Here is a 12308-nt window from a genome sequence, read left to right as displayed (position 1 = left end):
GTCTAGTCGCCTTCTTCGTCGGCGGCCCGCTCGGGCGTGGTGGTGTCGTCGCGTTCGGTGGCGCTCTCGTCAGGCGGAGCGTAGCGCTCGGCCGCGGCCTCGTTGTCGGGCTGATAGAGCGGTCCCTTCTGACCGCAGCCGGCCAGCAAGACGGCCAGCAACAGGAGGATGGGCAAGCGGCGCATCAGTCACGGCTCCTCAGCGCGGTGAGCGCTTCGCGGGCCCGTTGGGCCGCGGCGCGGACCTGGTCGGGGGCCGTGCCGCCGATATGCTGGCGAGCCGCCACGGAACCTTCCAGGGTCAGGACCTCGAAGACGTCTTCGTCGATCGCCGAAGAAAAGCCCTGCAGTTCCTCGAGGCTCATCTCCGAGAGGTCCTTGCCCTCGCGCAGGCCATGGGCCACGGACTGGCCGACGATCTCGTGGGCATCGCGGAAGGCCACGCCGCGGCGCACCAGGTAGTCGGCCAGATCGGTAGCGGTGGAGAAGCCCTTGCGAGCCGCCTCGAACATGTTGTCTGCCTTGGCTTCGATGGCCGGCACCATGTCGGCGAAGGCCTTGAGGCAATCCTGCACGGTGGCGACAGTGTCAAACAGCGGCTCCTTGTCCTCCTGATTGTCCTTGTTGTAGGCCAGCGGCTGCGACTTCATCAGCGTCAGCAGGCTCATCAGGTGGCCATAGACCCGGCCGGACTTGCCGCGCACCAGCTCCGGCACATCGGGATTCTTCTTCTGCGGCATGATCGACGAGCCGGTGCAGAAGCGGTCGGGCAGGTCGATGAAGTCGAACTGGGCGCTGGTCCACAGCACTAGCTCCTCGCTCATCCGCGACAGGTGCATCAGCAGCAGGCTGGCGAAACTCGTGAACTCGATGGCGAAGTCACGGTCGCTCACGGCGTCGAGGCTGTTCTCGGCGGGACGCTCGAAGCCCAGCAGCTCGGCGGTGACGTGGCGGTCGATGGGGTAGGTGGTGCCGGCCAGGGCGGCGGCCCCGAGCGGCAGTACGTTGACGCGCTTGCGGCAGTCGAGGAGGCGCTCATGATCGCGGGCCAGCATCTCCTGCCAGGCCAGCAGGTGGTGGCCGAAGGTCACCGGCTGGGCGGTCTGCAGGTGGGTGAAACCGGGCATGATGGTGTCGGCCTCGCGGTCGGCCAGCTCGATCAGCCCCTCGCGCAGCCGGGCCAGCTCGGCGGCCACGGTGTCGATCTCGTCGCGCAGGAACAGGCGGATGTCGGTGGCCACCTGGTCGTTGCGGCTGCGGCCGGTGTGCAGCTTCTTGCCGGTGATGCCGATCTTCTCGGTCAGGCGCGCCTCGATGTTCATGTGCACGTCCTCGAGCGCCACCGACCATTCAAAGCGGCCGTCTTCGATCTCGGCGGCGACCTCATCCAGGCCGCCGAGGATGGCGTCGCGCTCATCCTCGGTGAGCACGCCCACCCGGGCGAGCATGGTGGCATGGGCACGCGAGCCCTGAATGTCGTGCAGGGCCAGCCGGCGATCGAAGTCGACAGAGGCGGTGAAGCGGGCGACGAAGGCGTCGGTGGGCTCGCTGAAGCGGCCGCCCCAGGACTGGTTGGTGCTGTTGCTCGTCTGGCTTGAGCTCATCGGGCTGACATCCTGCTGACTGTTCGATGGGTGACGGCGACGGCGATGCCTGGCCGCGCTGGTTGACATGCCGAAAGTGTACCAGAGTCCGGAGAACAGGCGAGGGGCGTGCGGGCCGGTGTTCCCGGAGGCGGCGATTTTTCCTGTTCCTTCCGGTACTTTATGATGATGGAAAATCATGTCATCACCACCGGGCCCGGTCGCGGCGGCGCCGCGACACGCGAACCGGTATGGGGGAACCAGGTGCAACAAGCCATGCAGACGCTGCGTATCGCCACTCGCAAGAGTCAGTTGGCCATGTGGCAGGCCGAACATGTCCGCGACCGTTTGATGGAGGTCCATCCGGAGCTGAAGGTGGAGCTTGTGGCCCTGTCCACGCGCGGTGACCAGATTCTCGACACGCCGCTGGCCAAGGTGGGAGGCAAGGGGTTGTTCGTCAAGGAGCTCGAGGAGGCGATGCTCGATGGCCGGGCCGACATCGCGGTGCACTCCATGAAGGACGTGCCCATGCAGTTTCCCGAGAGTCTCGGCCTGTCGGTGATCCTGGCCGGGGCCGAGCCCACCGATGCCTTCATTTCCCATCACTACGCCTCGATCGACGAGCTGCCCGAAGGGGCGCGAATCGGCACCTCCAGCCTGCGGCGCGGCCTGCAGATGCGTGAGCGCAGGCCCGACCTGGAAGTGTTGAGCCTGCGTGGCAATGTCCAGACCCGGCTCGGCAAGCTCGACGATGGCGAGTTCGATGCCATCCTGCTGGCCACAGCCGGCCTCAAGCGGCTGGGTCTCGAAGCACGTATCACCCAGGAACTGCCGCCCGAGGTCTGCCTGCCGGCCTGTGGGCAGGGCGCGCTGGGCATCGAGTGTCGCATGCACGATGCCGAGTTGATCGGCCTGCTGGCGCCACTCGACGATCCGGACACCGCCACTCGGGTACGTGCCGAACGGGCCATGAACACGCGCCTGGAAGGTGGCTGCCAGGTGCCGATTGCCGGCCATGCCGTATTCGAGGACGATGGCCAGACGCTCTGGCTGCGTGCCCTGGTCGGCAATCCCGATGGCACGCAGGTGTTGCGCGCCGAGGGCCGGGGTTCCATCCATGAACCCGAGGCACTGGGCATTCGCGTAGCGGAAGAGTTGCTCGACCAGGGGGCCGGGGACATCCTTGCCGAGGTCTACGGCGCCGGCTGATGATGAGCCTGCCGGTTGTGATCTGTCGCCCGGGTGCGCGTGCCGCGCCGTTGGCGGAGGCCATCGACGCCGAGGGCTTCGCCGTCGAGCGCGCTGAGGTCATGGCGCTGGAGGCGCTGCCCGAAACCCAGGCGATGCGTGCCGCCTGGCTGGATTTCGATCAATTCCGGCGGGTGGTGGTGACCAGCCCCTTCGCCGCCGAATGCCTCGCCGAGGCACTGGATCGCTATTGGCCACAGTTGCCTGTGGGGATCGAGTATTACGGTGTGGGGCCGAGTACCGCGGCCGCGCTGCACGATACATTGGGAGTGCGCGTGCATGTGCCGCCGAGCGGTAAGGAGCATTCCAGCGAGGCGCTGCTATCGTTGGGGTCGCTGCAGCGACTGACAGGGCAGCGTACCCTGCTGGTTGGCGGTGAGGGCGGGCGAGCGCTGCTGGGCGAGACGCTCGCTGAGCGCGGCGCACGGTTGACGCATCTGGCGGTCTATCGGCGACGTCTTCTCGAACCGTCGCCGACGCTACGGCACCGGCTGCGAGAAGGCGACTATCATGCGTTGGTGGTGAGTAGCGGAGAAATCCTCGAACATCTGGCAAGATGGTGTTCGTGTACCGCCTTGGACCAACCGTTAATCGTATCCAGTCACCGGTTGGCTACACTGGCCGGCACACTGGGGTTTCGTGTTCCCGTCGTGGCATCGGGAGCCACGCCCACCGCACTCGCGGCCGCCGTGGCAAGGGCCCGGGACCCGAAAGAGGCCGATGTCGATCATGACGATCTCGAAAAGGGCTAGCGACAGATGAGCAAGCAATCACAAGATCAGGATGAACAGCAAGCGCCCTCCGGCGAAGCCCAGGGCGGTGCCGATGCAGGGACCACTGAGCGCCAGCCGGAAGAGAGCGGCAAGACCGGGGGCTCATCGTCGCGCCGCTCGCGTCGACGTGGCAAGGGCGGTGGCACGTCCACGTCGTCTGCCGGGGCCGGTAGCGCCTCCCATGATGCTGCTGGCGATGCCTCCGCCGGGGAGGACGGAACGGGCAAGCCCGATGCCGCGAGTGGCACCAGCTCCTCGACCCAGGCGAGCGAGGCGGCGGTAGCGACCGCCAAGTCATCGGGGGAGGCCGAGAAGAAGCGCGATACCAAGTCGTCCAGTTCGACAACGTCGAGCGCATCGGCTTCTGCTGCCACGGCTGGCAGCAAGAGCGCGACCGACAAGGGCACGACTCGGTCGACAAGCAGCAAGGCGGATACGGGCAAGGCCGCGAGCGGCAAGACGGGTGCCGGTAACGGAAAATCAGGCGGCGGCAGTGATGGCAATAGCGGCAAGGGAGGCAAAGGAGGCAAGGCCGGGGTCCTGGCCCTGGTGCTGGTGATCCTGCTGGCGATTGCCGTCGGTGTGTTCGGCTGGCTGGGGTGGCAGCGCCTGCAAGGCCAGCAGCAGCGTCTGGCCGAGTTGCCCGAGCAACCGGCGACTCAGGCACAGGTGGACGATCTGTCGAAGCAGCTGCAGAGCGCCCAGAGCGAGCGGAAATCGGCAGCCGACTCGCTGCGTCAGGAGTTCGAGACGTACCGCAGCGATGTCAACGAGAACCTCGACAAGGTGCTCGAGCAACTATCTCGGGAGCAGCAGACCGACGAGCGGGATTGGCTGCATGCCGAAGCCGCTTATCTGCTGCGCCTGGCCAATCAGCGGCTGCAACTGGAGCGGGATGTCGAGGGCTCCGCTGCCCTGTTGCGCACCGCCGATGCCCGTCTGAAGGAAGCCGATAATCCGGCGTTGATGCCGGTGCGTCGCGAGATCGCCTCGGAGCTGGCCGCGTTGCGTTCGGTGCCACGTGTCGATCGCACGGGCCTGTTCTTGACGCTCAATGCCCAGCAGGAACAGATCGCCGGCCGCCCCCTGGCTCAGGATGTCGAGGAGATCACCGGCGATGCGTCCATCGAGGAGGCTCCGTCCGGTGGCTGGCAGAAGCAGCTGTCGAAAGTCGGCGAGGAACTCAAGGATCTGGTCACGGTGCGCAAGCACGATGAGGCCTTGGAGGCGCTGATCTCGCCGGAACAGGAGTCCTACCTGCGTCAGAGCGTGCGTCTGGTGCTGGAGCAGGCCCAACTGGCGCTGCTCAAGGAAGAACAGGAACTGTATGACGCCAGCCTCGACAAGGCGTTGAAGCTGATTCGTGGCTACTACGATACCGATGACAGCGGCGTCCAGGGCGTTCTGTCGCAGCTCGAGGAGCTCAAGGGACGCAGTATTCGCCCTGAGTTGCCGGATATCAGCGGCTCGCAGCAGGCGTTGCAGACATTCATCGAGAACCGCTTCGAGGCGGGTGGCGACGGCCAGGGAGACGAGGCATGAGGAAGCTGATTCTGATCGTGGTCGTCGGCCTCGCGATCGGGGCGCTGCTCGGCCAGTTGATGATGTCGGTACCCGGCTATTGGCTGGTGAGGGTCGGCGACACCTCCTACCAGACCACCTTCTGGTTCGGCCTGGTACTGCTGCTGGCGGCCTTCGTGGTGTTGCACTTCTTGCTGAGGCTGATCATGCGTCTGTCGCGGCCGGTCAGCCGCTTCAAGGGCTGGAGCAGCCGGTCGCGCAATCGCAGCGCCATGCGGCGCACCGTGCGAGGCCTGGTGGCCCTGGCCGAGGGGCGCTGGAAGCGCGCCGAGAAGGCGCTGGTCAAGGCCGCCGACGATTCCAGCACACCCTTGGTCAACTACCTTTCCGCCGCTCTGGCGGCCCATTACCAGGGGCGTTACGAGCAGGCCGATACCCTGCTCAAGCGAGCCCACCTGAGTACCGAGGGCGCCGATACGGCAGTGGGCATGATGCAGGCCCAGTTGATGCTGGATCGCCAGCAGTATGAAGAGGCACTGGCGATCCTGACGCGGCTGGACCGCCATCTGCCCAATCACCCGCAGGTGCTCAAGCAACTCAAGCAGGCCTACCTCAGCGTCAGCGACTGGGAAGGGCTACGGCGCCTGATGCCTCGCCTGGGCGCCCAGCAGTTGATTTCCCAGGAAGAGCGCGAGCAGCTCGAACAGCGGGCCTATCGCGAATTGATTGCCCAGGAGGCACGGGATGCCGGCGATATCGAGCAGGTGCGCACCCTCTGGGCGGATATGCCCGATCACCTGCGCGGCAATGTCGATTTGATCGTGCTCTATGCCGAGGCGCTGGTGCGCGGGGATCAGCAGGCCATCGCCGAGCGCCTGCTGCGCCAGTCGCTCAAGGAGCACTGGGACAGCCGTCTGGTATTGCGCTACGGGTTGCTCGAGGTCGACGCGGCGCGTCAGCTGGTGGTGGCCGAGAAGTGGCTGCAGGAGCGTCCCAATGATCCTGACCTGCTGCTGACCCTGGGGCGCCTGTCGTTGCGCAATGCCTATTGGGGCAAGGCACAGGAGTATTTCGAGGCCAGCCATCGTCAGCGTCCCAGTGGCGTGGTCTGTGCGGAACTGGCGCGGCTCTATGCCAGCCTGGGCGAGCACAACAAGAGCCAGCTCTACTATCGGCAGAGCGTCGAGCTGCTCGACAAGTCGCTTCCTTCGCTGCCACAGCCCACCGAACCGGAAGATACGTTGTCGAAAGGCGCGCGCAAGGCGTCCTGACACTCGCCGATGGCGCTTCGGCGATACGACTTGTGACGGGGCGGCCTTCGGGCCGCCCCGTCGTCGTTTACGGCATCGCTGAGCGTTTCGATCCGGCATGACGAGGCACGCCACCGGCGAGCTCGTCAGTGACTCGGGGGCGGCAAGCGTCAGGGTGACAAAAGATCAGGAAGCGAAAGGGTCAGGGCGAGAAAGAGGCAGACGAGAGACGACAAAGGGCCGCCTTCCGGCGGCCCTTTGTGGCGTTGTTGTGAGTGGCCCTCGCCGCCATCGCGGCGAGGGAGGCGGCATCAGGTGCCGCCAGGGTTGCCGACGCCGCCGTCGTCGTCCTGGTTGTGCACCTCTTGCGATACCGGCGGTGTGGTACGCGTCGGTGTCTCGGGATGCTTCGGCTGACCGGCGGGGCTGCCGTCGATGGTGAAGTCCTGCTGCATGATGCGCAGGTTGGCCGGCGGTGCACCGCCATCCTTGTCCGCCCCGAAGTAGAGGGTGGTATGCGGGAAGGGAATCTCGATACCGGCTTCGTCGAAGTGATACTTGACGAGTCGGTTGTAGGCGCGACCCACGGCCCATTGCATGCCAGGCGTGGTCTTGATGCGCACCCGGATGTTCACCGAGCTGTCGGCCAGGGCGATCACGCCAGCCACTTCCAGCGGTTCGAGGAGGTTGACCTTCTGTTCCTCGTCCTCGGCCAGGTCGTCGAAGGCGGCATTCAAGGCCTGGATCGCCTCATCGATGTTCTCGCGATAGGCAATGCCGTACTCGCCAACATGATAGGCGAATTCGCGCATATAGTTGGACACGGTATCGACGCTGGAGAAGGGCACGATGTGGTAGGTGCCGCTCAGGTCGCGGAGACCCACCGAGCGAATGCTCAGGCGCTCGGCGGTACCGGTGATGCCGCCGAGCGTGACCACGTCACCGACATTGAGGGCATTCTCCACCTGGATGAAGACACCGGTGATGATGTCCTGCACCAGCTTTTGTGCGCCGAAGCCGATGGCCAGGCCGAGTACCCCGGCGCCGGCGATCAGCGGGCCGATATTGATGCCGATCTCGGCCAGCACCACCATGATGGTCACGGTGATCAGGGTGATGGCGATGGCATTGCGGAACAGCGAGAGCAGCGTCTGGGCACGCGAAGACGGCTCGCCGCGGCCGGTGGCCGGATTGAGCTTGTGCTCGATCAGACTGGCCAGGACCAGCCAGATGGCTAGAGCGACCAGCAGGATCACGGCGATGCTGAACAAGCGTGCGACCAGGCCGCGGCCCGCTTCGGAGGCGTACCAGCCGGCCAGGTCGAAGACCTGCCAGGCGTTCAGCGACACCATCACCACCAGGATCAGCAGGACGATGCGCACGACGCGCAGCGCCTTGGGAATGTAGGCGTTGAGTCGTCCTTCCAGCAGCGGCAGCTTCTGTCGCAGGTCGTCCCTGAGCGTCACGCGCCGGCCGATGGTCTGGGTCAGGAGCTTCGAGAGCCAAAGCCCGATCAAGACGGCGGCCAGAGTCTCCAGCGTTGCTATCAGCACGAAGGGCAGGGCATCGGTGGGGCGCGTCAGGGTCAGCACCAGCACCATGAAGAAATAGGCGATGGCCAGCAGGTGCCAGATGCGTCCCAGCAGGGTCAGCGCGACGCGCGAAGCGGACAGGCTGGCCCGGGCCGCCTGCCGATGCAGGGCATCGCGCAGGCGCTGACGATTGCGCAGGACCACGCCGACGGCATAGATGAAGGCCCCGATCATAATCAGGGTGCCGACGCTCTGGCCGAGGGTCGGCGAGAGATAGGCGCTGATCAAGGGCACGACCACCATCAGGCCGTAACCGGCCAGGCCGATCAGGCGCGCGATCCAGCGATTCCAGTACGAGGCATCCCTTGCCGCCACGGGCAGCAGACGCAGGCCCTCATAGCGCGAAGCGAACAGCATGCGCACGCCGGCCTTGAGCAGCTCGATCACCAGGAAGGCATTGAGGAACAGCGAGGCGCGAGTGGTCAGCTCACCGCTTTCTCCCACCACGAAGGTGGCCAGCAAGTTGCCGCCGATATAGGCCAGTGCCACGACCAGGATGTCGACCAGCGCGGCCAGGGCCACACAGATGACCAGTCGGAGCAGCGGCTGGAGTGCCGGACCGTTCATCGACCAGAGACTCAGGCGGGCGAACAAGGGGCGCACCAGCCGTCGGATGATCAGGAATAGCGCGAAGGTGGCCAGGATGACCAGGCCCAGGTTGATGGCAGCGCTGGTCACCACGGCCAGGTCGATGGAGGCCCCTTCTTCGCCACCGGTGAACAGGTTGGCCAGGCTGCTGTACAACAGGCTGGCCTGCAGGCCGATGTTACCGGCTGCGTGACTGGTGAGCTCTGCCAGGCGGCGTGGCAGGGAGGGTTCCTTTACCGCGGGAGCCGTGCTGGTGTCGGCCTGCTCCTCGGTCGCATTGGCATCGGCCATACCGCGCAGCTGATCGATGAGCTGTTGGCGCGTCTCGGGATTCTCGAGCATGTCGGCCAGGGCGGCATTGGCCGGAGCATTGGCTCCGGGATCCGACGACTGCGCCAAGGCCGGGCCTGCGAACGCCAGCAGGGCGATCACCAGCCAGCCGAGGGCCAGGGGTAGGAGTCGTGTCTTGCTCACGCTATGGCCTCCGTGTCAGGGCGTTTGAGTGAGTGAAGCGTGGGAGTTCGATAAAGGCCGGTCAGGCTATCACAGAGGGGTATTCTGACATGACCCTAGAGCAGTGTACGAAACTTATACAAGAGAAGAATACGTGGGCGTGGTGCGGAGGTGGCGTCGGCTGTCTGGTGGCCATTCACTGGCTTCGCTAACATGACGGCGCACATTCGGAGGAGATCACGATGACACTCGGCCCGCTGGATTGGCTACTGGTGGTGCTCGGCGGCGCTTTGGGCGGCATGGCACGCCTGGCAGTCACGGAGCTGACGGCCCTCTGGTGGGGGCGCACTTTCCCCTGGGGCACCCTGGTCGTCAATCTGGGCGGCACGCTGGGCATCGGCGCTCTGGCCGCCCTGGTGGGCTGGCCCGAGGCCGGCGCGGTCGGCTGGACGTTCCTGGCCGTCGGCGTGCTGGGTGGCTTTACCACGGTTTCTTCCTTCAGTCTGCAGACCCTGACGCTCTTTCAGGAGGGGCGAAAGAACGCCGCCCTGCTCAACATCATGGCCACTCTGGTGCCGGGTGTCGCCATGGCGGGCCTGGGCTGGTGGGCCGTGGGAGGTGGCGTATGACCAGCTGGCGCGATTATCTATCCGTCGGGTTGGGCAGTGGTCTGGGAGCGGCCCTGCGGCTGCTGGTTGCTCAGGGGGCGTGGGCGTTATGGGGCAGCGCCTTCGTCTGGGGGACGTTGGTCGTCAACCTGGTCGGTTCCTGGCTGATCGCCGCCTTCGCCGCCCGGGCCTCGCACCGTATCAGCGGGCATGCGGCGCGCTGGCAGCCTTTCCTGGTCGCCGGCTTTTGCGGCGGCTTCACGACCTTTTCGCTGTTCGGCCTGGAGACCTTCCATCTCCTGAACACCGGCCATCCCTGGCTGGCGCTGGCCTATGGTGTCGGCAGTGTGCCCTTGTGGCTGGGCGCGGCCTGGCTGGGGCAGCGGGTCGGCACACCGTCGTGACTCGAGCAAGCCTCCCCTGAGCGGCGTGCCGGCCGGTCTTCACGCCTTCTTCTTGTTTCGAGCAGCGTTCTTCGCCTGTGCCTCGGTGGGCGTTGCGTCGCCATCGCCGGCCTGGCGGGCGGTGAAATGCTCGCGTACCAGCTTCAGCAGGCCCTGGGTGGAGCCGTCGAAGTCCTGGCTCTGCTCGTCGATGCGCTCGCTGATCTCGCCGGCAATGCGCTTGCCGAGCTGGACGCCCCACTGATCGAAGGAATTGATGTTCCAGATCACGCCCTGCACGAAGACCTTGTGCTCGTACAGGGCGATCAGGGCGCCGAGGTTCTTCGGCGTCAACTCGTCGAGCAGCAGGGTACTGGAAGGCCGGTTGCCCGGACAGCTGTAGGGGTCGAGCCGGCTCCCCTCCTGGCTGCCCTCCATGAAGGCGTTGGCCTGGGCCAACATGTTGGTGAGCAGCGCGAAGTGGTGATCCTCGACCCCCGGTTCCGGCTTCAGCGAGGCGATGAAATCGATCGGCACGTAGCGAGTGCCCTGGTGGAGCAGCTGGAAGAAGGCGTGCTGGCCGTTGGAGCCGGTTTGCCCCCAGACGATGGGGCCGGTCTTGTAGTCGACGGGGTGGCCGAAGATATCCACCGACTTGCCGTTGGACTCCATGTCGAGCTGCTGGAGGAAGGCCGGCAACTGATGCAGTGCCTGATCGTAGGGCACGATGGCATGAGTCTCGGCGCCCTGGAAGTTGATGTACCAGATGCCGATCAGCGCCATCAGCACGGGCATGTTGGCGCTGTTGGGCGCATTCAGAAAATGCTGGTCCATTTCGTGGGCACCTTCGAGCATTTCCATGAAGCCGTCAAAGCCGATGGAGAGCGCGATGGGCAGCCCGATCGAGGACCACATCGAGTAACGCCCGCCGACCCAGGCCCAGAATTCGAAGACATTCTCCTCGCGAATGCCGAATTCCATGGCGGCCTTGCGATTGGTTGAGGCGGCGACGAAGTGGGCGCCCACGTCGGCGTCCTCGCCAGCGTTCTCCAGGAACCAGCGACGCGCCGTCTTGGCGTTGAGCAGGGTCTCCTGGGTGGAGAAGGTCTTGGTGGAGACGATGAACAGGGTGGTGGCCGGGTCCAGGCGCGACAACACCTTCTGAATGTGGGTGCCGTCGACGTTGGAGACGAAGTGGAAGTTGATCTCCGGGTGGCGATGCTTGAGCAGGGCCCGGCAGGCCATGTTGGGGCCGAGGTCGGAGCCACCGATGCCGATGTTGACCACGTCGCGGATGCGTTCGCCGCTGTAGCCCTTCCACTCGCCGCTGCGCACTTCCTCGGAAAAACGCCTGATCTGCTCACGGGTGCGGTGGATCTCCGGCATCACGTCCTGGCCGTCGACCATCAGCGGATCGTCGCCCAGGTTGCGTAGTGCGGTATGCAGCACCGGACGGTTTTCGGTGACGTTGATGATGTCGCCGGAGAACATCTGCGCGCGGCGCTGGACCAGTGCGGAGTGGTCGGCCAGTTCGAGCAGCTTGTCGAGCACCGCATCGGAGATGTGATGCTTGGAGTAGTCGAGGAAGAGGCCTCCGACCCTCAGGCTCATGCGCTCGAAGCGTTGCGGGTCGGCAGTGAAGTAATCGCGGATGCGGTCGCCGGCGGTCTGGGCCTGGAGCTGTTTCAGGGCTTGCCAGGTGACGCTGCGAGTGAGCTGAAACATGCCAATGTTCCTCTCGGTTATCGTGCGTTGTTGTCGTGCATCGGTGGCGTTATGTCAGGGATTGCGGGCCGACACCCAGCTGCCGGCATCGGGCACGGTCATCTCGTAGTCCCGGTCGAGCAAGGGCGAGCTGAGCAGGAAATCCGCGCTGGCCGGATTGCAGGCCACCGGGATGTTCCACAGGGCGGCCAGACGCAGCAGGGCCTTGACGTCCGGGTCATGGGGCTGGGGCGCAAAGGGGTCCCAGAAGAAGACCAGCAAATCGAGCCCCTGCTCGGCGATGCGGGCGCCGATCTGCTGGTCGCCGCCCAGCGGGCCACTCATCAAGGGTTCCACCTCGAGCCCCAGCTGGCGCGAGATGCGGTTGGCCGTGGTGCCGGTGCCGATCAGTTCGTGCTCGGCCAGGGTATCCCGCCAGCGCCCGGCCCACTCGAGCATCTCTTCCTTCTTGCCGTCGTGGGCGATCAGGGCAATGCGCTTGCGGGCCGGCAGGGTGCGGCGGACGTTGCGTTGCGGGCGTGCATCAGGCATGGCGGTTCTCCACGGCCAGGATCTTCAGGGTATCGGTGCCGCCGTGGGCGTTCA

The 12308-nt window shown here is 65.5% G+C and carries 11 protein-coding genes; 6 read left to right on the top strand and 5 right to left on the bottom strand.

Annotated elements, in window-relative coordinates; genetic code table 11:
- Positions 1-2 precede the first annotated feature (2 nt).
- Both lptM and argH read right to left on the bottom strand, forming a co-directional pair.
- The gene (gene lptM / locus A9O65_RS07745) at positions 3-185 is read right to left on the bottom strand and encodes an LPS translocon maturation chaperone LptM (RefSeq protein WP_064699810.1); all 183 of its coding nucleotides are present in this window, start codon (positions 183-185) and stop codon (positions 3-5) included.
- Entirely contained in the window at positions 185-1603 is a 1419-nt protein-coding gene (gene argH, locus A9O65_RS07740; RefSeq protein ID WP_064701801.1) for an argininosuccinate lyase, read from the bottom strand. Before argH ends, lptM begins: the two co-directional genes overlap by 1 nt.
- Positions 1604-1858: 255 nt before the next feature.
- On the opposite strand from argH, the gene hemC reads away from it, so the two are divergent.
- The 4 genes from hemC to A9O65_RS07720 are packed head-to-tail and all read left to right on the top strand — an operon-like array spanning position 1859 to position 6395.
- The gene (gene hemC, locus A9O65_RS07735) at positions 1859-2791 is read left to right on the top strand and encodes a hydroxymethylbilane synthase (protein WP_064699999.1); all 933 of its coding nucleotides are present in this window, start codon (positions 1859-1861) and stop codon (positions 2789-2791) included.
- Between the two features lie 2 nt (positions 2792-2793).
- Complete coding sequence (locus tag A9O65_RS07730; protein WP_064701891.1) at positions 2794-3582, top strand: uroporphyrinogen-III synthase; 789 nt, start codon at positions 2794-2796, stop codon at positions 3580-3582.
- Positions 3583-3588: 6 nt separating this feature from the next.
- Positions 3589-5145, top strand: coding sequence for a uroporphyrinogen-III C-methyltransferase (locus A9O65_RS07725; protein WP_064701800.1), 1557 nt, complete (start codon positions 3589-3591; stop codon positions 5143-5145).
- Positions 5142-6395, top strand: coding sequence for a heme biosynthesis HemY N-terminal domain-containing protein (locus A9O65_RS07720; protein WP_064699807.1), 1254 nt, complete (start codon positions 5142-5144; stop codon positions 6393-6395). Before A9O65_RS07725 ends, A9O65_RS07720 begins: the two co-directional genes overlap by 4 nt.
- Before the next feature lie 290 nt (positions 6396-6685).
- On the opposite strand, the gene ybiO is transcribed toward A9O65_RS07720, so the two are convergent.
- Positions 6686-9028, bottom strand: coding sequence for a mechanosensitive channel protein (gene ybiO / locus A9O65_RS07715; RefSeq protein ID WP_064701799.1), 2343 nt, complete (start codon positions 9026-9028; stop codon positions 6686-6688).
- Between the two features lie 221 nt (positions 9029-9249).
- Between ybiO and crcB the strand changes: the two genes are divergently transcribed.
- Together crcB and A9O65_RS07705 are read left to right on the top strand one after the other, a co-directional pair.
- Positions 9250-9636 carry a fluoride efflux transporter CrcB gene (gene crcB / locus A9O65_RS07710; RefSeq protein ID WP_064701798.1) on the top strand — a complete coding sequence of 129 codons (387 nt, stop codon included), beginning with the start codon at positions 9250-9252 and terminating at the stop codon, positions 9634-9636.
- Positions 9633-10019 (top strand): fluoride efflux transporter FluC, encoded by a 387-nt coding sequence (locus A9O65_RS07705; protein WP_064701797.1) that lies wholly within the window; start codon positions 9633-9635, stop codon positions 10017-10019. The genes crcB and A9O65_RS07705 overlap by 4 nt, the downstream gene beginning before the upstream one ends.
- Before the next feature lie 39 nt (positions 10020-10058).
- Here A9O65_RS07705 and pgi read toward each other — a convergent pair whose 3' ends face one another.
- Together pgi and A9O65_RS07695 are read right to left on the bottom strand one after the other, a co-directional pair.
- Positions 10059-11723: a glucose-6-phosphate isomerase gene (pgi, locus tag A9O65_RS07700; RefSeq protein WP_064699803.1), complete on the bottom strand. Its 1665-nt coding sequence runs from the start codon at positions 11721-11723 to the stop codon at positions 10059-10061.
- Between the two features lie 54 nt (positions 11724-11777).
- Positions 11778-12254 (bottom strand): methylglyoxal synthase, encoded by a 477-nt coding sequence (locus A9O65_RS07695; protein ID WP_064699802.1) that lies wholly within the window; start codon positions 12252-12254, stop codon positions 11778-11780.
- Positions 12255-12308 lie beyond the last annotated feature (54 nt).

It is taken from the genome of Halomonas caseinilytica (genome assembly GCF_001662305.1).
Classification (GTDB): Bacteria; Pseudomonadota; Gammaproteobacteria; order Pseudomonadales; family Halomonadaceae; genus Halomonas; species Halomonas caseinilytica.
The sequence above is the reverse complement of the archived record's forward strand: the minus strand, read 5'-3'. Positions and strand labels throughout refer to the sequence as shown.